This window comes from Nocardia sp. NPDC052316 (assembly GCF_044547795.1).
GTDB lineage: Bacteria > Actinomycetota > Actinomycetes > Mycobacteriales > Mycobacteriaceae > Nocardia.
In genome coordinates this window covers 313,615-333,042 of record NZ_JBIUBB010000005.1, presented here as the reverse complement: position 1 = coordinate 333,042, position 19,428 = coordinate 313,615, and the positions used below count along the sequence as shown (strand labels likewise).

20 protein-coding genes are annotated in these 19,428 nt (G+C 66.6%); 9 read left to right on the top strand and 11 right to left on the bottom strand.

Annotation, left to right across the window (positions count from 1 at the left end; genetic code table 11):
• Window positions 1-167: 167 nt before the first annotated feature.
• Window positions 168-2,048: an ABC transporter ATP-binding protein gene (locus tag ACIHA7_RS25155; RefSeq protein ID WP_397293409.1), complete on the top strand. Its 1,881-nt coding sequence runs from the start codon at window positions 168-170 to the stop codon at window positions 2,046-2,048.
• A gap of 140 nt (window positions 2,049-2,188) precedes the next feature.
• Here ACIHA7_RS25155 and ACIHA7_RS25150 read toward each other — a convergent pair whose 3' ends face one another.
• From ACIHA7_RS25150 to ACIHA7_RS25140, 3 genes are all read right to left on the bottom strand, one after another.
• The gene (locus ACIHA7_RS25150; protein ID WP_397293408.1) at window positions 2,189-3,709 is read right to left on the bottom strand and encodes an alpha/beta hydrolase; all 1,521 of its coding nucleotides are present in this window, start codon (window positions 3,707-3,709) and stop codon (window positions 2,189-2,191) included.
• Between the two features lie 86 nt (window positions 3,710-3,795).
• Window positions 3,796-4,002, bottom strand: a complete 207-nt coding sequence (locus tag ACIHA7_RS25145) for a hypothetical protein (RefSeq protein WP_107653436.1) — start codon at window positions 4,000-4,002, stop codon at window positions 3,796-3,798.
• Window positions 4,002-4,322: a hypothetical protein gene (locus tag ACIHA7_RS25140; protein WP_135234103.1), complete on the bottom strand. Its 321-nt coding sequence runs from the start codon at window positions 4,320-4,322 to the stop codon at window positions 4,002-4,004. Before ACIHA7_RS25140 ends, ACIHA7_RS25145 begins: the two co-directional genes overlap by 1 nt.
• A gap of 412 nt (window positions 4,323-4,734) precedes the next feature.
• On the opposite strand from ACIHA7_RS25140, the gene ACIHA7_RS25135 reads away from it, so the two are divergent.
• From ACIHA7_RS25135 to ACIHA7_RS25120, 4 genes are all read left to right on the top strand, one after another.
• The gene (locus ACIHA7_RS25135) at window positions 4,735-5,580 is read left to right on the top strand and encodes a helix-turn-helix domain-containing protein (RefSeq protein WP_397293846.1); all 846 of its coding nucleotides are present in this window, start codon (window positions 4,735-4,737) and stop codon (window positions 5,578-5,580) included.
• Complete coding sequence (locus ACIHA7_RS25130; protein ID WP_107653434.1) at window positions 5,577-5,780, top strand: DUF397 domain-containing protein; 204 nt, start codon at window positions 5,577-5,579, stop codon at window positions 5,778-5,780. Before ACIHA7_RS25135 ends, ACIHA7_RS25130 begins: the two co-directional genes overlap by 4 nt.
• A gap of 98 nt (window positions 5,781-5,878) precedes the next feature.
• Entirely contained in the window at window positions 5,879-6,106 is a 228-nt protein-coding gene (locus ACIHA7_RS25125; protein WP_107653433.1) for a DUF397 domain-containing protein, read from the top strand.
• A gap of 196 nt (window positions 6,107-6,302) precedes the next feature.
• Window positions 6,303-6,440, top strand: coding sequence for a hypothetical protein (locus ACIHA7_RS25120; protein WP_397293407.1), 138 nt, complete (start codon window positions 6,303-6,305; stop codon window positions 6,438-6,440).
• A gap of 50 nt (window positions 6,441-6,490) precedes the next feature.
• Here the strand turns inward: ACIHA7_RS25120 and ACIHA7_RS25115 are convergent, their stop codons facing one another.
• From ACIHA7_RS25115 to ACIHA7_RS25105, 3 genes are read right to left on the bottom strand one after another with little or no spacing between them, the layout of a single operon-like run.
• Entirely contained in the window at window positions 6,491-7,237 is a 747-nt protein-coding gene (locus ACIHA7_RS25115; RefSeq protein ID WP_107653432.1) for a succinate dehydrogenase/fumarate reductase iron-sulfur subunit, read from the bottom strand.
• A gap of 2 nt (window positions 7,238-7,239) precedes the next feature.
• The gene (locus ACIHA7_RS25110; RefSeq protein ID WP_397293406.1) at window positions 7,240-9,180 is read right to left on the bottom strand and encodes a fumarate reductase/succinate dehydrogenase flavoprotein subunit; all 1,941 of its coding nucleotides are present in this window, start codon (window positions 9,178-9,180) and stop codon (window positions 7,240-7,242) included.
• A gap of 30 nt (window positions 9,181-9,210) precedes the next feature.
• Window positions 9,211-10,041 carry a hypothetical protein gene (locus tag ACIHA7_RS25105; protein WP_397293405.1) on the bottom strand — a complete coding sequence of 277 codons (831 nt, stop codon included), beginning with the start codon at window positions 10,039-10,041 and terminating at the stop codon, window positions 9,211-9,213.
• 534 nt (window positions 10,042-10,575) lie between these two features.
• Here ACIHA7_RS25105 and ACIHA7_RS25100 point away from each other — a divergent pair.
• Window positions 10,576-11,799, top strand: coding sequence for an acetyl-CoA C-acyltransferase (locus tag ACIHA7_RS25100; protein WP_397293404.1), 1,224 nt, complete (start codon window positions 10,576-10,578; stop codon window positions 11,797-11,799).
• Window positions 11,800-11,840: 41 nt separating this feature from the next.
• Here the strand turns inward: ACIHA7_RS25100 and ACIHA7_RS25095 are convergent, their stop codons facing one another.
• From ACIHA7_RS25095 to ACIHA7_RS25080, 4 genes are all read right to left on the bottom strand, one after another.
• The gene (locus tag ACIHA7_RS25095; protein ID WP_107653429.1) at window positions 11,841-12,128 is read right to left on the bottom strand and encodes a hypothetical protein; all 288 of its coding nucleotides are present in this window, start codon (window positions 12,126-12,128) and stop codon (window positions 11,841-11,843) included.
• 257 nt (window positions 12,129-12,385) lie between these two features.
• The gene (locus tag ACIHA7_RS25090; RefSeq protein WP_397293403.1) at window positions 12,386-13,351 is read right to left on the bottom strand and encodes an alpha/beta fold hydrolase; all 966 of its coding nucleotides are present in this window, start codon (window positions 13,349-13,351) and stop codon (window positions 12,386-12,388) included.
• 423 nt (window positions 13,352-13,774) lie between these two features.
• Window positions 13,775-15,730 carry an acyl-CoA dehydrogenase family protein gene (locus ACIHA7_RS25085; RefSeq protein ID WP_397293845.1) on the bottom strand — a complete coding sequence of 652 codons (1,956 nt, stop codon included), beginning with the start codon at window positions 15,728-15,730 and terminating at the stop codon, window positions 13,775-13,777.
• Between the two features lie 154 nt (window positions 15,731-15,884).
• Window positions 15,885-17,066 (bottom strand): AAA family ATPase, encoded by a 1,182-nt coding sequence (locus tag ACIHA7_RS25080; RefSeq protein ID WP_397293402.1) that lies wholly within the window; start codon window positions 17,064-17,066, stop codon window positions 15,885-15,887.
• 159 nt (window positions 17,067-17,225) lie between these two features.
• On the opposite strand from ACIHA7_RS25080, the gene ACIHA7_RS25075 reads away from it, so the two are divergent.
• The 3 genes from ACIHA7_RS25075 (at window position 17,226) to ACIHA7_RS25065 (ending at window position 18,967) form a co-directional block, all read left to right on the top strand.
• Window positions 17,226-17,504 (top strand): hypothetical protein, encoded by a 279-nt coding sequence (locus ACIHA7_RS25075; protein WP_397293401.1) that lies wholly within the window; start codon window positions 17,226-17,228, stop codon window positions 17,502-17,504.
• A gap of 408 nt (window positions 17,505-17,912) precedes the next feature.
• Complete coding sequence (locus tag ACIHA7_RS25070; RefSeq protein ID WP_308633330.1) at window positions 17,913-18,545, top strand: NlpC/P60 family protein; 633 nt, start codon at window positions 17,913-17,915, stop codon at window positions 18,543-18,545.
• 2 nt (window positions 18,546-18,547) lie between these two features.
• Entirely contained in the window at window positions 18,548-18,967 is a 420-nt protein-coding gene (locus ACIHA7_RS25065; RefSeq protein WP_397293400.1) for an RNA-binding S4 domain-containing protein, read from the top strand.
• A gap of 72 nt (window positions 18,968-19,039) precedes the next feature.
• On the opposite strand, the gene ACIHA7_RS25060 is transcribed toward ACIHA7_RS25065, so the two are convergent.
• Window positions 19,040-19,417 (bottom strand): hypothetical protein, encoded by a 378-nt coding sequence (locus ACIHA7_RS25060; protein ID WP_397293844.1) that lies wholly within the window; start codon window positions 19,415-19,417, stop codon window positions 19,040-19,042.
• Window positions 19,418-19,428: the final 11 nt, after the last annotated feature.

The window sequence follows — 19,428 nt, the reverse complement described above, 5'->3', positions numbered from 1 at the left end:
CGGGTTGCGGTCCCGAATGCCGGTCGATGAAAGCATTCGAGATCAGCCGGAATTTCGCTGTGCGCGGAATCGGCATTCCACGGCATCGACTTGCTCTGAACCTTTGTTGAGGTCTTAGTGTCGGTGCCGACGGCTTTGATGGGTGGGGAGCGAGAGGACAAGCAAACGTGAGTATCGAATCGGTGGCCTGGAGCCAGATGTACCGGCAGGCGAACGCGCCCAAGGAGCAGCGGCCGTTCAGCATGGCCACCGCGCGGCGCATTCTCCGCTTCGCCGCGCCACACCGGCGCCGGATCGGTGTGTTCTTGCTGTTCAGCGTGGTATCCGCGCTGTTGGCGGTGGCGACGCCGGTGCTGGCCGGTCGGGTGGTCAACAACATCGTCGGCGGCGCGGCGCCACGGATCGTGGTCACCCTCGCGCTGATCATCGGCCTGCTCGCGGTCTTCGATGCCGCGCTCGGCGTGGTCATCCGCTGGTTGTCCTCGCGCATCGGTGAGGGCTTGATCCTGGATCTGCGCACCGCGGTCTTCGATCACGTGCAGAAGATGCCGATCGCGTTCTTCACAAGGACCAGGACCGGTGCGCTGGTCAGCCGGTTGAACAACGACGTGATCGGCGCGCAGCGCGCGTTCAGCGACACCCTGTCCGGCGTGGTCGCCAACCTGGTCACCCTCGCGCTCACCCTCGCCGTGATGCTCAGCATCTCCTGGCAGATCACCCTGCTCGCCCTGCTCCTGCTGCCGGTGTTCGTGCTGCCGGCCCGGCGCATGGGCAACCGGCTCGCGGACATGCAGCGCGAGGCCGCCAAACTCAACGCCGCCATGAGCACTCAGATGACCGAGCGATTCTCCGCGCCCGGCGCGACGCTGGTGAAGCTCTTCGGCCGTCCGCACCAGGAATCCGTCGAGTTCGAGCTGCGTGCCCGCCGGGTGCGCGACATCGGTGTGCGGACCTCGATGCTGCAGACCGTCTTCGTCACCTCGCTCACCCTGGTGTCGGCGCTGGCGATCGCGTTGGTCTACGGACTCGGCGGCTGGTATGCCCTGCGCGGACAGCTGGACGCGGGCGCGGTTGTCGCCCTGTCGCTGCTGCTGACCAGGCTCTACACCCCGTTGACCGCGCTGGCCAGTGCCCGGATGGAGATCATGGCCGCGCTGGTGAGCTTCGAGCGGGTCTTCGAGGTGCTCGACCTGAAGCCGCTGATCGAGGATGCCCCCGGCGCGGTGCCGGTGCCGGACGGGCCGGTCGCGGTCGAGCTGGACAACGTGACGTTCGGCTACCCGTCCGCCGACAAGGTGTCGCTGGCCTCGCTCGAGGACGTCGCGACCCTGGACACCCGCGGCGGTGTCGACGTGCTACACGAGGTGTCGCTGCGGGCCGAGCCCGGCCAGCTCATCGCGTTGGTCGGTTCGTCGGGGGCAGGCAAATCCACGGTGGCGCAGCTGGTTTCCCGGCTGTACGACGTGGACAGCGGCGCGGTGCGACTCAACGGCACCGACGTGCGCGAGCTGACCACCGAGTCGATCCGGGCGGCGGTCGGCCTGGTCACCCAGGACGGGCACCTGTTCCACGACACCATCCGCGCGAACCTGCTGCTCGCCCGGCCGGAGGCGCAGGAGTCGGAGCTCTGGGACGCGTTGCAGCGGGCCAGGTTACGCGACCTGGTCGAGTCGCTGTCGGACGGTCTGGACACCGTGGTCGGCGAACGCGGCTACCGCCTGTCCGGCGGTGAGCGTCAGCGCCTCACCATCGCACGCCTGCTGCTCAAGCAGCCGCGCGTGGTGATCCTGGACGAGGCGACGGCCTCGCTGGACTCGACCTCCGAAGCCGCGGTGCAGGAGGCACTGTCCGAAGCACTGGCCGGCCGGACCGCCCTGGTGATCGCCCACCGACTGTCCACGATCCGCGCGGCGGACCAGATCCTGGTGATGGAGGACGGCCGGATCGTGGAGCGCGGCACGCACACCCAACTGCTGACCGCCGACGGACGCTACGCGGAGCTGTACCGCACCCAGTTCGCCGACGACCCGGCGACGGTCGCCGCCTGATCGTCACGTGCCCCGGATGACGAGATCGGCACCGGCCGTCCGGCCTCGACCCGGGCGGCCTCAGCCGATCTCGGTGCACCGCACGGACGATCGCAACTGGCCCGATGCCGGCGGTCCGACTGGTGTGCGCTGATCGGCTGCTACTGGGGTGCCGCGTCGGCGTAGCAGGTCGCGTCCTCGGCGGGCAGCGTGCCTTCGCCGAAGTAGGTGTTGATCGCGTCGTTCACACAGGTACTCAGCTTCGGCCGAAAGGTCAGGTGAATGCGCACATCCTGCAGGGTGACCAACCGCGACCCGGCCATGTCCTGATGCAACTGGACGGCGTGGGAGTACGGAGTGCGCGGATCGCCGGTGGAGTTCACGATCAGTGCGGGCACCGCGTTGCGCACGACGGTCGCGGGCTCCACCGGCCCCGGCCAGAACGCGCACGGTTGGATATTGCTCGCCATCGCCCCGAACACCGGTTGACTGGCCCTGGTCTGTTCGATATTGCGCCAGTACCAGCCCGGATCCCGGGGCGCCCCGGCGTCACCGCAGGCGATCTGCGCCAACGTCGAGTTCTCGCCGTCCCGCAGCGCGGTCACAATCGCCTTCAGGCGAGGCGATTTCGCCGTTGTCGGCGGCCCGCCCGCGGCATCGGCGAGTTCTCGGAGAGTGTCCGCCAGCGGCGCGTTCAGCCGGAAGTTCATCAGCATCCCGTGCAGGACGAACGGCAGCCAGTGGTCGTCGACCGCGAAGCCGTCGACGACGATCGGTTGCCGCGCCACGGTCCGAACGAGCCCCTCGACCGTGCCGCGCACCTGCTGCGGCGTCGCGCCGAAGTGATAGGTGTCGTCCTCGGTCGCGGCCCAGGTCGCCCAGTCGTCGAGCGCGAGCTCGTCGGCCGGTCCCCAATCCTGCACCAGCCCTTCCCAATACCGGTCCGGATCGATCGCGCTGTCCAGCACGATCCGGCCGCTGCGCTCCGGGAACATCTGGGTGAACACCGCGCCGAGATAGGTGCCGTACGACAGTCCGAAGTAGTCGATCGTCTGCTCGCCCAGCACGCCGCGCACGATGTCGATATCCCGGGCGGTATTGCGGGTGGTGAACTGCCGCATCTTCTCCGGGTCATGGATCAGGCAGCCCGCGGCCATGCCCGCCGACTGCACCGTGTCGTGCGCGAAGCCGAGCGGATCCAGACCCGCCGATCGGATCATCTCGCCGACCGGCCAGCCGCAGCGCGGACTACGCCCCGACTCGCCGACCCCGCGCGGGTCCATCCCGATCAGGTCGCGCGTCGCGAGGACCTCCGGCGTCAGCACGTCGCCGAGCAGATCAATACTGTCCAGTCCCTCGCCGCCGGGCCCGCCCGGGTTGGCCAGCAGGATCCCTTGGCGGCGAGCCGGATCCGTGGCCGGGACCCGGGAGATCGCCACGGTCATGGTCCGGCCGTCCAGCCGTCCGTAGTCGAGCGGCACCAGTACGTCGGCGCACTGCCCGCCCGCCTTGTCCAAATTCGCCAGCTCGCACGGGTGCCATTGCAGCTGCTGGCGATAGAACCGGTCCAGGCCGACCGGCTGCGCGCCACCGCCGGGCTCGGCATTGCTGTTGACCGGCACGGCGGCGAGTACCGACACCGCCACCACCGCCACCGAACGCCGGAACAACCGCACCAACACCAGACTCGCCTCTCACACGATCACAAACCTCGTCGCGCAGAGAACGGTAACGGATCGGGCCCGACGCCGGTGGATGTGGCGTTTCCTCAGGACGGGAGCGCGCGCTCGTCGAGCACGCATTTACCCGCCTCGACCAGCGTCGTGCGCGCGCGCCGCCGCACCCGGCACCGGTCGACCGTGCAATCGAGGTGCAATTGCATTGCGGCATGGGCTTGTTCGACGGTCATGATCCCCGGGTCGGCACCGCAGGCCAGCAGGGCGGCCACATGCATGTTCAGGTTGGTCAACTGCATCAGGAGACACCCGCCCCGTGTGCGCCGGCGGTCCATCGATGTCGGGTGGGCGCGGGACGGTCCTCCGGCCAGGAGGATTGCCGCACGGCCATGCCCACCGCCTCCAGCGCGGTCAACCCGACCTCGTCGGCGAGTTCACCGACGAGATCGAGCAGGGTCGGCACCACCTCGGCAACCCGCAGCGCGGCGACGGCTTGCGCACACGTCAGGGTGCGGCCGGGCAGATAGGAAACCACCCAGCTCCCGTGTCCGACGCTGCGCGCGCGATGCGCGGTGAGATCGCTGGTCATCAAGGACGACGCAATGACATGTACAGCCATGACTCCTCGTTCCTGCGGGCGACTCCTGCTGAGTGCTCGGAGGTTTCGTGGCGGAGCGCCGAGGATGGCGTTCGATCCCTCCGGGCATACTTCCAGCACACCATTGACGGGGGCGCGAAACAACGCCCGCGATGGATATCCAAAGATTTCGCGCGAATTCCCAGCACGAAAACCAGGCGGGAGGGGAGGATTCTCCATAGTGGACGAAAGCGCCCGCTGCCCAAGCGAAGTGACGGGGGACCGAGCTTGCTGGTTGCCCCCGAAAAATCCCGGGTGAGCAGCCGAACACAGAACGGAGCGTGCTGTGTCAGCGAGTTCGGCAAGACTGTCAGCGAGTTCGGAGCGAGCGTCCGGGGGGTCCGACAGACCGACCGGTACCGAGGGTGTCTCCTCCACCCTACCGCGCAGGCAGCTGGGCAGGTATCTACGCGACTGGCGCACCCAGGCCGGCCTGACCATCGCGGAGGCCTCGCGGCTGATGGAGTGGGGCGCAAGCACTTTGCAACGCCTGGAAAAAGGCCAGGCCGATCGCATCCGCACCATCGACATTCAGGAACTGTGCCGCATCTACGGCATCCCCGACGAGCTCGCCGACGGCCTCAAGGGCCTGGCCCAGCAGGCCGCGGTCAAGAGCTGGTGGCACGCCTACGGTGACCTGATCCCGGAGAACTTCGACGTATATGTCGGTCTGGAAGCTTCGGCCCAGCAACTCAGTTCCTATCAGTCCGAATTGGTACTCGGGCTGCTGCAGACCGCGGACTACGCCAGGGCTCTGCATCGTCTCGGCTATCCGGACGATTCCGAGGCCGAGCTCGAACGGCGGGTCCAGCTCCGGTTGCAGCGGCAGGCCCTGATCACCAGGAAGGCCTCGCCCGCGACCGTTGCTGTGGTGTTGCACGAGTCGGTGCTGCGCCGGGTGGTGGGTGGCGCGAAAGTGATGGCGGCGCAGCTAAGACATCTTGCGGATTTGAGTACCAATGACAATGTCGCGGTGCGTATTCTGCCGTTCGCGGCCGGTATTCCGCTCGGGGATTCAACGGGACCGTTCACTGTTCTGGAGTTCGGTACCGATAGCAAAGGGCAACCGGTAGAACCACCGGTTGTGTATGTGGAAGGTTTCACCGGAGATCTCTACTTGGAAAGACCGGTCGATGTGCAGCGGTACCATCGGGCACACGAGTGCCTCCAGCGCGCCGCGCTGGATATCCAAACGAGTAGACATCTGCTTCGGCAGATAGCGAAGGAGTTTGCGGCATGAGTATCGATCTTATTGGGGCGCAGTGGTTTACCAGCGCCCGCAGCGGCAGCAAGGATTGTGTCGAAGTAGCCTTCCTCGGCGGCGGACATGTCGGTGTGCGCGACAGCAAGAATCCCGGCGGCCCTGCCCTGGTTTTCACTCCCACGGAATGGGACACGTTCACGGCCGGTGTGGCGGACGGCGAATTCGCGCGGGCGTGAACGCGGGTTCGGTAGGTGCGAAAGTTCGGCCGTGCGGGCACGAATCCATAGACAGCGGGCTGCTTTTCGACGCAGCCGTAGGGCAGTGAGGCGGAGTCATGAGTGTCAATAACGGCGCGAATGTCGATCTGGACGGCGCGACCTGGCGTAAGGCCGGCGCGGGCGCGGGCAACGACAGCGTCGAGGTAGCCATGCTGGCGGACGGTCACGTAGGCCTACGTGACGGCAAGAACCCGGACGGCCCCGTCCTGGTCTTCACCCCGAGCGAGTGGGCCGCGTTCACCGCGGGCGTGCACGACGGCGAGTTCGACCGACCCGGCGCGTAGCCAGCGGAGCCCGGCCGCGTCCGAACGCGCGCCGGGCTTCATTGCGGTACCGAGCTGGTCAGCAAGATCACGAAATGGCGCAAATCGGGCAACAAAACGGGTTTCCCGCCAGGATTTTTCGGGTAGTTAATTATTTGTGGATCGTGGGCTGAAAGGTTCCCACTCCCGGTACAAGAAATTGCGACCTGGGGACTGGGTGGAATGGTTGATCGTCGCGTTGCTGTTCGCGGTGACGTCGATCGGTCTGTTCATCCTCACCGGCTCACTGATGTCATCGCTGTTCATCGGCCTACTCGTGGGAGTTGTCGCCGTCGGTGTCGTAGCCATGCTGTGAGATAGGTGTGCCCGCCGACCGAGGATGATTCCGGCCGACGGGCACCTTCGTCAACGACGAAACAGCTTGTTGCCCAGCCACACCAGCGGATCGTATTTCTGATCCGCCACGCGTTCCTTCATCGGGATCAACGCATTGTCGGTGATCTTGATGTGCTCCGGGCAGACCTCGGTGCAGCACTTGGTGATATTGCAGAGCCCGAGGCCCTGCTCGTCCTGCGCCAGACCACGCCGATCGCCGACATCCAGCGGGTGCATCTCCAATTCCGCGATCCGCATCAGGAATCGCGGCCCGGCGAACGAGGTCTTGTTCTCCTCGTGGTCACGCACCACATGGCAGGTGTCCTGGCACAGGAAGCACTCGATGCACTTGCGGAACTCCTGCGAGCGCTCGACGTCGACCTGCTTCATCCGGTAGTCACCCGGCTTGAGATCCGCGGGCGGCGTGAACGACGGTATCTCCCTGGCCTTCTGGTAATTGAAGGACACGTCGGTGACCAGATCCTTGATCACCGGGAAGGTACGCATCGGGGTGACCGTGATGACCTCGGCCTCGGTGAAGGTGGACATCCGGGTCATGCAGAGCAGGCGCGGTCGGCCGTTGATCTCGGCGGAGCACGAACCACACTTGCCCGCCTTGCAGTTCCAGCGCACCGCCAGATCGGGCGCCTGCGTGGCCTGCAGCCGGTGGATGATGTCCAGCACCACCTCACCCTCGTTCACCGCCACGGTGAAATCGTGCAACTCACCACCGTCGAGGTCGCCGCGCCATACGCGGAATTTGGCGTCGTAACCCATCGCTACGCCTCTCGCTCTGTCGATTTTCCGGCCGCCGCCGGATGCCCGGCGATTTCGTCGGGGGTGTAGTACTTTTCGAGCTCGCCGAGTTCGAAAAGGGCGAGCAGTTCCGGTCGCATCGGGGTCTGCTCCTTGGGCGTCACAGTGACGTCCGGGATGGTCTCCCCCGCCGTGCTCGGATCCACGGCACACACCAGCAGCTTGTGCCGCCAGTCGGGATCCATCGACGGATGATCGTCGCGCGTGTGCCCGCCGCGACTCTCGGTGCGCAACAACGCCGCCTTCGCGACGCACTCGCTGACCAGCAGCATGTTCTCCAGGTCGAGCGCGAGGTGCCAGCCCGGGTTGAACTGCCGGTGCCCCTCGACGGTGACCTGCTTGAACCGGGCCCGCAGCTCTTCGAGTTTGGTGAGCGCCTCGCGCACCTCGTGTTCCTTGCGGATGATGCCGACCAGGTCGTTCATCGTCTGCTGCAGATCGGTGTGCAGGGTATACGGGTTCTCGCCCTTGCCATCGGAGGGCGGATCGAACGGCGCCAGCGCGACTTTCGCGGCGGCGGTGATGTCGGCGTCGGTGATCGAGGGCCGCTGCGCGAGCTGTTCGACATACGCGGCGGCGCCGAGCCCGGCCCGGCGGCCGAAGACCAGCAGGTCCGACAGCGAGTTGCCGCCGAGTCGGTTGGAGCCGTGCATGCCGCCGGAGCATTCACCCGCGGCGAACAATCCGGGCACCGTCGCCGCCCCGGTGTCGGGGTCGACCTCGATGCCGCCCATCACGTAGTGACAGGTCGGGCCCACCTCCATCGGCTCCGCCGTGATATCCACGTCGGCAAGCTCTTTGAACTGGTGGTGCATGGACGGCAGACGGCGCTTGATCTCCTCGGCAGGCATGCGTGAGGCGATATCGAGGTAGACCCCGCCGTGCGGGGTGCCGCGACCGGCCTTGACCTCCTCGTTGATCGCGCGCGCGACCTCGTCGCGAGGCAGCAGGTCAGGGGTTCGGCGCGCGGAATCGTTGTCGCGCAACCACTGATCGGCCTCCTCCTCGGTCTCGGCGTACTGCCCCTTGAAGACCGGCGGAATGTAGTCGAACATGAACCGCTTGCCCTCGGTGTTCTTCAGCACGCCACCGTCACCGCGCACACCCTCGGTGACCAGGATGCCCTTGACACTGGGCGGCCAGACCATGCCGGTCGGGTGGAACTGCAAGAACTCCATGTTGATCAGCGTCGCGCCGGCCCGCAGTGCGAGTGCGTGACCGTCACCGGTGTACTCCCACGAATTCGAGGTCACCTTGTACGACTTGCCGATGCCACCGGTCGCGAGAACCACTGCGGGAGTTTCGAAGAGCACGAAGCGGCCGGATTCACGCCAATAGCCGAACGCACCGGAAATCCGGTCGCCGTCCTTGAGCAACTCGGTAATGGTGCATTCGGAGAAAACCTTGATGCGCGCCTCGTAGTCGCCGGTCGCCGCGTAATCCTCCTGCTGCAGCGAGACGATCTTCTGCTGCATGGTGCGGATGATTTCCAGGCCGGTGCGGTCACCGACGTGCGCCAGGCGCGGGTAGGTGTGGCCACCGAAGTTGCGCTGGCTGATCCGGCCGTCCGCCGTCCGATCGAACAGCGCCCCATAGGTTTCCAGCTCCCACACCCGGTCGGGTGCCTCCTGGGCATGCAGTTCGGCCATGCGCCAGTTGTTGAGGAACTTGCCACCACGCATGGTGTCCTTGAAATGCGTTTGCCAGTTGTCCTTTTCGTTGGCATTGCCCATCGACGCGGCGCAGCCGCCTTCGGCCATCACGGTGTGTGCCTTGCCGAACAAGGATTTGCACACCACCGCGACGGAGTGGCCGTGCTCTCTGGCCTCGATCACCGCGCGCAATCCTGCGCCACCGGCCCCGATGACGACGACGTCGTACTTGTGCCGTTCCACTTCTGGCATGGCCGCGAATACTCCTGGGGTTGGGGCGGGTCAGTTGATGAACCGCAAGTCCGAAATCTTCTCGCTGGCAACCAACATGACGTAGAAGTCGGTCAGCACCAGGGTGCCGAGGGTGGTCCAGGCCAGTGCCATGTGCCGGGTGTTCAACTTCGAGACCTGGGTCCAGAACCAGTAGCGCACCGGATGGGCGGAGAAGTGTTTGAGTCGGCCGCCCGCGATATGCCGGCAGGAATGGCAGGACAGCGTGTATGCCCACAGCAGGATCACGTTGACCCACAGGACGATATTGCCGAGACCGAAGCCGAAGCCGCCGTCCGCACCGTGGAACGCCACGGCCGCGTCGTAGGTATTGATCACCGAAACCACCACGGCCACATAGAAGAAGTAGCGGTGCGCGTTCTGGATGATCAGCGGCAGCTTGGTCTCGCCGGTGTATTTGGCGTGCGGCTCGGCGACCGCGCAGGCGGGCGGGGAGAACCACACCGCGCGGTAATAGGCCTTGCGATAGTAGTAGCAGGTCAGCCGGAAGCCGAGCAGGAACGGCAGCACCACGAAGCCGAGCGGCAGGATCGCGGGCAGGTCGCCGAACGGTGTGCCGAAGTGGCTGGAACCCTCGACGCAGGCGGTGCTGAGGCACGGTGAGTAGAACGGCGTCAGATAGTGGTAGTCGGCGACCCAATAGTGTTCGCGCGCATAGGATCTGATCGTCGCGTAGATGACGAACGCGGCGAGGCCGAGCACCGTGATCGCCGGCGGAATCCACCAACGATCGGTCCGTAGCGTGCGTTCGGAGATTCGGGCCCTGGTCCTACTGAATACGCCGGTCCCCGTCTCCGAGGTGGTGGTCGGTGCGGTACTCACGACCGCGCCTCGCGGACGCTCGGCACCGTCGTGAATGCCGAGGGCGCGGTGTTTTCGGTTCGATCGCTGCGCTCACTCACTGGTGGATGCCTCGCTGATCTGCTGTGCGGGTGGTCATCGTTACCTCCGCAATCGAATGTGATGCCCAGCACCATACGACACCTCGGCTATCGCTCGAGCGGGGTCCCGGCATTCCAGACCCGCCGGGATGCCCGTGATTTGCGCCACATTCGATGTCGCTTCAACAGAGCGTGTCCGGCGGTGAACGGACCGCAAACTCTTCGAACTCGACTAAAACAGAACACGATTCGAGACACGTCCGCGTAAAGGAAACCTGGGGTCGAAATGCCGACGCGCCCAGCGTCATACGGCGGCAACATATCTGTGGTCCTCTTTTTCCGAGATGTGCCCGCTGACGTGCGCTGATGTCCGCGCGGTTCGCGTGGCGACCGGTATCGGCAGGCTGCTCGACCACCAGGGCCCGCGAGCGCCGCAGATCGGACATGGCGCCAGGCCGGGGGAAGGAAGACCATGATGCGAAGAGCCGCGATCGTCGCGCCGGTCCGTACGCCCAGTGGCGTCGAAGGGGGCGCGCTGTCGGGAATGCCACCGGAATGGCTGGCCTCGACGGTGCTTTCCGCGGTGATCGAGCGCTCCGGGGTCGACCCGACGCGCATCGAGGATGTCGCGATGGCCTGTGCCGACGGGGGTCTGGCCAACGGGCCGGAGTTGAGCAGGCTGGCCGCGCGCGGCGCCGGACTACCGTTCGCCGTTCCCGGCTTTCGCACCGATCGGCGCTGCGGCAGTGGCCTGCAAGCGGTGATCACCGCGGCCATGATGGTGCAGACCGGCGCCGCCGATGTGGTGGTGGCGGGCGGCGTCGAGTGTGCGGCGGATGCCACTGCCCGCCAAGGTGACTCGGCGCGGGTCGCCGATCTGCGCAATGCCGAGGAACTGGCCCGCCGCTACGGCATCAGCCGGGCCGAAGCCGACGAGTTCGCGGCGGCCAGCCACCGCAAGGCCGCCCGCGCCTGGCGGCAGGGCACCTTCGCCGCCGAGGTGATTCCGGTCGGCGTGGTCGGCGAGCCGGGCTGGTCCGATGCGGACGTCGAAGGCACCGGAGGGCATCGGATCTTGCGTGACGAAGGTGTGCGCGACGACGTCTCCACCTACACCTTGGCCGCGTTGCGCCCTTTGTTCTCCAACGGCGTGGTGACCTCGGGCAATATGACCGCGCACCGGCACGGCGCGTCGGCATGTCTCGTGGTCGCCGAGGAGCGACTGGACGAACTCGGCCTGACACCGATGGCGTATCTGGCCGGCTGGGCCGCGGCCGGATGTGCCTCGGCGACGGCGACTCTCGGTGCCGCACCGGCCGTGGCCAAGGTGCTCGGCCGCACCGGCATCGGGCTGGACGAGCTCGATCTGGTCGAGGTCAACGAGGGTTTCGCGGTGGAAGTGCTTGCGCTGGCGCGGGAGTGGGATCTCGATCCGCGGGATCGGCTGAACGTGAACGGCTCGGCCATCGCGCTCGGTCACCCGGTGGGCGCCACCGGCCTGCGGATCATGACCACGATGCTGCACGAACTCGCCCGCACCGGCGGCACCTACGGTCTGGAGGCGATCGCCCTCGGCCACGACCACGGCATCGCCGCGCTATTCGAATCGGCCACGGCCGCCCCGGTCAGCGAGACGCCGCGCGGTGCCCGATTCCACGGTGCCCGGCCGGCCCGGCGGTTCGGCCGCCATCGGGCCTGACCGCACCGGGGGTGGACGCGCGAAGTTGTTCGCCTCGTGCGCTACTCGGTCCGCGGGCGGGAGTGGAAACCGAGCCCTTCGTCCTGCGCGCCCATCCAGGCCGCCTCGTCGGACTTGCTGTCCGGGACGTAGATGGTGTCCTGCGGGCGGCGGCGGACCTCCGGCGGCGGCGACTGCTCGAGCTCGTCGGCGTCGATGACGAGCCGCTCGAGATCGTTCTCCAGCCGTCGCACCATGTTGGCGTCACCGTAGTGGGCCCGCAGTGCGCCGATGGATTGCCGGAGCTGGCCGACCGTGTAGCGGAGTTCCGCGATTTCGCTGCGTGTCATCGATACCTCCTGTGTTCCGGGCAGACATGCGAACTCGGTGGGTAACGGGTACTTCCGTGTCCTGCCTGGAAGCGCGCTGCACCAAGCCGTGTGACTCACCACACAACGTGATCTTTAACACAGTACAGAAAGATTCTGGATCTGGCTCGTCAGCTGCGAATCTTCGGCAGTTCGCCCAATTGTTGCTCAGCCGTCGGCATCGCGCTTTGTGTGAACCGACGGTGGGTCATTTTCGGCGATCCCGGCCCGCTCGGCACTCACCCGGCGACGGCGTACTCCGGCCCCTGCCCACGCATGCTCGCGACCACCCGATCGACCAGTCCGACGATCGACAGCGCGACCTCCTCGGCTCGCTCGAAGATCACGCTGTGCCCCGCCCCCTCCAGCGGAACCAGCTGCGAGCCCGCCAGCTGCGAGGCGAGCGCCACCGAATGCGCGAACGGCACCACGATGTCCGCCGTGCCTGCCAGCACCAGCGCCGGGATGGTGCCGAGGCGGTGCAGGGTCGCGGTTTCGTCGAAGGTGATCAGCGAGGCGAGGAAGCTGGACATGGTCAGCAGTGGCGTGTCGTTCAGCATGGCGGTGGCGACCGCGACCATCCGCGGGTTCACCTTCCTGGTGCCGGAGTTCGCCACCCGGATGATCGGCTCGAAGATCCGGCGGGACAGCCGCTTCGAGCCCTGCATGACGCGCGGCGCGCGAACCACGGCCACCTGCAGCGAGTTCACCGCGCGCCGCTTGAGGAACCGCCCGAGGCCGACCTCGGTGATGCCGTTGGCGGCGCCCGCGATCAGGCCGACGCCGACGACGCGGGTGCCGATCATCTCCGGGAACAGCCTGGCGTAGGCGAGCACGACCATCGCGCCCATCGAATGCCCGATCAGGATCACCGGCCCGGTCGGCGCGACCGTGCGCAGCACGGCGTCGAGATCGTGGCCGAGCTGGTCGATGGTGTAGGTCGACGGGTGCGCCTGCCCGGATTCGCCGTGACCGCGGTGGTCGTAGAACACCATCCTGGTCTCGGCCCCCCACTGCCGCAGCAGTTGGTCGCGCAGGAAGCGCCACGACTCGGTGCGTAAGCAGTGGCCGTGGGCGAACACCACGGTGACAGGTGCGGTGTCGGTGCCGAACACGCGGACCGACAGTGGAACGCCGTCTTCGGCCGACACCGTGACACGGTGACCGTCATAGTCGGCGGCGCAGCGGGCGATGATCATGGACATGACGTCCTCCTGGGGAGGGTGCATCCTCGCGGAGCGTTCTTGCCCGGTTGTCGATATACATTTCCGCCGCGTTAGCAGGTCATACCTGGCGTTATGGACAAGTTGTCCAACTGAGGCCGGGAATGTAGTTACCGCCCAATCCCCGCTGCCCTATCGGGCAATCTAGGAATCGCTAGGTCAAACGGTAGATTCCGGTAGAGAGTCATGATCATCCGTTGCTTGCCCGATATCGGCCTCTCGATCGAATTCCCTAGACTTCTCTAGATTTGGTTACGGAGCGGCCACCTCGCCATCGTCATGAAAATCTATGTCCGTCTAGCGATTTGCCCATATGGGCGGATATTCGCTGGATGAGGCACCCGCCGGACGTCACGTTCGTGGCACAGCGTTATCGAACGTGACGCCCGGTGAGCGGCCGACCGCTTACGGGGTGGCGGTGCTGCGGGTGGACGGGAGGAAGGGGCGCAGCAGGTTTTCCTCGGTCGATGGACCCACCTGCCAGTCGGCGATCCACGGACCGGTGCCTTCGCTGGGGTCGAACACACCCTCTTCGAGCCAGGTGTAGCGACCGGTGAGCACGCCGCGGGTCAGCGCGCGATCGTCGTCGTCGGTGTTGTCCCAGAGTTGGTCGAACAGGCTGCGCACCCGGACCCTGGCCTGCTTGCAGAAGGCATCGGCGAGCTCGGCGGCGGCGGTCGCCTCCGGTGCGACCGCGGCATGCAGCGCCTGCGCCCGCACGCAGGCCGCCGACATGGCGAACAACTCGGCGCCGATATCGACGATCCGGCCGAGGAAGTTCTGCTTATACTCCAGCTTCGCCTGCCAGCGCCCCATCGCGTACATCAGCGACCTGGCCTGTTTGCGCGAGCTGCGCTCGACGAAGCGCAGATGCTTTGCCAGGGAGCCGAATTCGGTATAGGTCGCGGGCACGGTGCCCGAACCGACCGCGAGTTGCGGGAACCACTTGGCATAGAAGCCGGTGGCGCCGACCGCCGCCTTGGCCTTGTCCTTCAACTCGGCGTTGCGGTCCACCAGCGCGCCGGCGGCCGCCATGTGCGCGTCGGCCATCTCCCTGGCGATCAGCAGTCGCATGATCTCGCTGGAGCCCTCGAAGATCCGGTTGATGCGCAGATCGCGGACCAGCTGTTCGGTGCCGACGGCGCGTTCACCGCGGGCCGCGAGCGAGGCCGCCGTCTCGTAGCCGCGGCCGCCGCGGATCTGCACGAGTTCGTCGGCGATGGTGCAGCTCATCTCGCTGGCCCACAGTTTGGCCAGCGCCGCCTCGATCCGGATGTCGTTGCGCGCCTCGTCGCACATGGCGGCCGACAGATCGAGCGCGGCCTCCAGCGCGTAGGTGGTCGCGGCGATGAAGGAGATCTTCTGGCCGACCGCCTCGTGCTCGCCGACCGGCCTGCCCCACTGGACCCGCTCGGTGCTCCACTCCCTGGCGATCTTCAGCGACCACTTCGCCGACGCGGTACACAGCGCCGGGATGGCAAGTCTGCCCGCGTTGAGGGTGGTGAGCGCGATCTTCAGCCCGTCGCCTTCGCGGCCGATGAGGTTGGCCCTCGGCACCCGCACGTTGTGCATCCTGGTGACGCCGTTCTCGATGCCGCGCAGGCCCATGAACGCGTTGCGCCGCTCGACCGTGATGCCCGGCGAATCGGCCTCGACCACGAACGCGGAGATGCCGCCGCGATGGCCCTCGCTCTTGGGCACCCTGGCCATCACCACCAGCAGCTCGGCCACCACACCGTTGGTGGTCCACAGCTTGACGCCGTTGAGCTCATAGGCCGTCCCGTCGTCGACCGGGGTGGCGGTGCTCGCCATCCTGGCCGGGTCGGAGCCGACGTCGGGCTCGGTGAGCAGGAAGGCACTCACCGCGCCCGCGGCGCACCGGGGCAGGAACTCCGCCTTCTGCTCCGCGGTGCCCGCCAGTTTCAACGGCTCGGGCACGCCGATGGACTGGTGCGCCGAGAGCAGCACGCCGAGGCTGGGGTGGGCGGAGCCGACCAGCATCAACGCCCGGTTGTAGCCGAACTGGGAGAGCCCCTGTCCGCCATAGGATTCCGGAATCTTCAGGCCGAAGCAGCCGAGCTCGGCGAGCCCCTTGACGTACTCGTCCGGGATCCGGCCCTCCGCCTCGATCACCCCGCCGTCGATGGACTCGCAGAACGGCCGCAGCCTGGCGAGGTATGCCTCGGTGCGGGCGGCGTCCTCCTGGCTCGGCTGTGGGTAGGGGTGGATCAGATCGAGCCGGAACCGCCCGAGGAACATCTCCTTCGCGAACGATGGTTTGGCCCAGCTGGTTTCGCGGGACTCCTCGACCAGTGCGCGGGCCTGTTCTTCGGTGGCGTCGACTTTCGCGGCTGTCGCCATGATGTCCTCCTCGGACGTGATCAGGATCACATTCGAGTGTAAGAACTTTAGTTACCGGCCGGTAGGGCTGCGGGTCGATTGATTTCTACCGATCTCTAATGATCTTGGTAGACGGGCTAATTCGAGGCTATCCGATCGTTCGCTCGGCGGAACGTCAGACGCTGCGCAGGTAGCGGCCGAAGTGCGGAACGGTGAATCCGATGGTGCCGCGCTCGGCCGAGTAGATCAGGCCCTTCTTGATGAGGCCGTCGCGCGCGGGCGAGAGCGAGGCGGGTTTGCGGCCGAGTTCGCTGGCCACCGCGGCGGTCGCCACCGGACCGTCGTCGCCGGCCAGATCCGCCATGGCGCGCATGTATTCGCGCTCGGCCGGTGTTGCCCGTTCGTAGCGGGAGCCGAAGAAGCCGACCGCCAGCTCCTCTTCCGCGGTCGGTGAGGCCACCTCGACGTCCTCGGCCGTGATCGGGCTCTCCGGCGCCTGGTCCCAGGCTGCCTTGCCGTAGGCCTGCACAAAGTACGGATAACCATCGGCCTTGTGGTACAGCGCATCCAGCGCCTCGTCGGTGAACTTCACCTCCTCGCGCTCGGCGGGCGCGATCAACGCGAGGTCCGCGGATTCCCGGTCGAGCCGATCGATCCGGTGATAACTGAACAGTCGCTCGGAGTAGCTCTTCGAGGCGGACAGCACGGCGGGCAGATGTGGCAGGCCTGCCCCGACCACGATGAGCGGCGCGGCGTCCTGGCTCAATTCGTGGCAGGCCCCGCAGATCGCGGAGACGTCGGCCGGGCCGAGGTCCTGCATCTCGTCGATGAAAATCGCGATGCCGACGCCGATCTCGCTGGCCAGCGCGGCTGCCTCGACCAGCAACTCGACCAGGTCGATCTCGATGTCGCCGGAGTCCGCGCGCCCGGTCACGGCGGGCACGTCGATGCCGGGCTGCCAGCGTTCCCGCATGCCCTTGTCCGCGGTGGCGCGCAGCGCGAAGGCCTTGAGGATGCCGAGGAAGTCGTCGACCCGCTCCGGATTGCGGTGTGCCATGGCGATCGCGCGGACGGCCATGTGCAGCGCCGAGGACAGCGGGCGGCGTAGCTCCTGGTCCGGCCTGGCCTCGATCTTGCCGGTGCCCCAGCCGCGGGAGATGGCGGCGGAGCGAAGTTGATTGAGCAGCACCGTCTTTCCGACGCCGCGCAGTCCGGTGAGCATGACGCTGCGTTCCGGGCGGCCGCGGGCGACGCGCTCCAGCACGATGTCGAAGGCGGTGAGTTGCTTGTCGCGCCCGGCTAATTCGGGTGGGCGCTGTCCGGCTCCGGGAGCATACGGATTCCGCACGGGGTCCATGCCCTAACACCGTAGCCCGTTCGGTCCGCAGAATCTGCCCGTATCTACGGCGTGTCCTAGATACGCTTAGCGGAAGGTATTGCACGATGGCACTCGCACTATTGCTATAGGCCCGGAACTCACTACGCTGGTGGCGTTTCCGGCGAGTATCGGAGGGCCATGTCCGACGAACCCACCCCCACCACGGCCGAGGTGGTCGAATCCTGGAACGTTCCAGCGGGTGCCACCGTGGCGCGGCGCATCCGCTCCAACATCCTGGTGGCGATAGAGCGCGGCTATGACGATCCGCAGCTGGTGGCGGACCTGGCGGTCGGGCCGTTGGTGATGGCGTTGGGTCAGCTGGAAGTCGGGCTCGCCGACGCGAAGCGCCGGATCGTCGAACTCGAACGAGCCATCGCCGAACGCGACGACGAGTCCGCCAACGGCCGCGAATCCTGAATTCCCAGCGGACGATTCGGACATTTGCCGCCGATCGGTAACGGGCACCGCGGCGCCGATATCGTGTCGTGACCTTGTGGGCGTGTCGTGATTCCGGGCGTTCGTCCAGCGGGTTTGGCGAGAGTGAAAAACTCGCAGGTCTGTGCGCTGGACAACACCGCGTCGGCATCGTAATCTCTTCGTGACTTAGTGGAGTCCTGTCGCTTCGAAAGAGAAGCGGCGCCACACAGTTACCGCCTTAGCGGCCGTCGGGGCCATCTTCCCGGCTGTCGTGCCGGGATCACCCACAGGGTTCATTCGGGTGATGCCTTGCGGCCATTTTCTGGTCAGCTAGCCCGGTCGGCGGGAAAGCACGAAGATCGGAGACGTAGCTCGGTGGGTAAACACAGCATGCAGCGGGATTCTCGCTTGCCGAATTCCGTCAAGGGTGCCCTCGTGATGGGCGCGGTGGCCGCGACAACCGGTGCCATGCCGGCGATTCCCGCGATGGCGGCGACCGTCAGCATTCCCGGCCTCGGCAACTTCGATGTTCCTGTTCCGCAGGAATACGAGGCGCCGGTCCAGCAACTGAACCAGCAGATCCAGCAGGCGGTCTCGGCCATGCCGAACGCGCAGCTGCCCGGCGCACCGCAGCAAGCGGCGCCCGGTGTCCCCAACTTCGCCCCGAACATGCCGGGCATGTTCAACCCCGCCCCCAGTGCCAGCGATATCGCGCTCGACGCCGCCAAGACCAAGGTCGGCGCGATGTACTCCTGGGGTGCCGCAGGCCCCTCCAACTTCGACTGCTCGGGTCTGGTCCAGTGGGCCTACCGGCAGGCCGGAGTCGAGCTCCCCCGCACCAGCTTCGAGCAGTCGCACGTCGGCGCTCCGGTGGCCTTCCAGAACCTGCAGCCCGGCGACATCGTCATCACCAACGGTGGTAACCACGTCGGCATCTACGCGGGCGACGGCAAGCTGCTCAACGCCGTCCAGTCCGGCTCGCCTGTCTCCTACACCCCGCTCCGCCCCGGCGACGTCGTCACCGCACGCCGTATCGTTTAAGAGTGACCCCCGCCGATAACGGCATCCGTGCGAACGGAAACAAGAGCACTGCGACGCAGGCCCGAGTCGATTCATGGACTTGGGCCGTGCGCCTGTTCAAAACAAGATCTGCGGCCGCTGCCGCTTGCCGGGGCGGTCACGTCCGCGTCAACGGCATCGCGGCCAAACCCGCCCAGCCGGTCAAACCCGGCGACGAGGTGCGTATCCGCGTCAGCGGCGTCGAGCGCATCGTGATCGTGGAACAGATCGTCACCAAGCGCGTCGGTGCCCCCATCGCCGCCCAATGCCTGATCGACCGCAGCCCGCCGCCCCCGCCGCGTGAACTCCTCGCCGCTTTACCGCGCCGCGACCGTGGCTCCGGTCGGCCCACCAAACGCGAGCGGCGCGAGACGGACCGGCTCCTCGGCCGCAGGGAAGACTGATCGTTGATCGAAGCCCGCGCGGCTGGGTGACTCCCCGAGACAGCAACGATGAACGCGCCGGCGCGGGCACTCTCACGGCATGGCGGCGAGTTTCGCCGGAATGGCGATGTTCTCGTCGGCCCAGTGGATCGCGCAGACCCGGTGATAACCGTCGGCGATCACCATCGGCGTGCCGGTGCGAAAGTCGCCGCGCACCAACAGGATCGGCGACAGTGCTTTGCCGTTGTGGATCTTGATCAGATCGCGGCGGACGTGCAGGTTCTCCGGCGGCAGCAGCTCGAGCCGCGCGGCACGAAGAATGTCCTTGGCCTTCTTGTGCACGATCGGCGCCGCCCGCAGATCGTCCACCACCGCGCTGACGACCTTCGGTCCGGCCAGCAACTCCAGATAGTCGGCGGCCGCGGGATAGTCGTGCTCCTCGGGGACGTCTTTCCACCGCACGGAGATGATCTCGGTCGCCA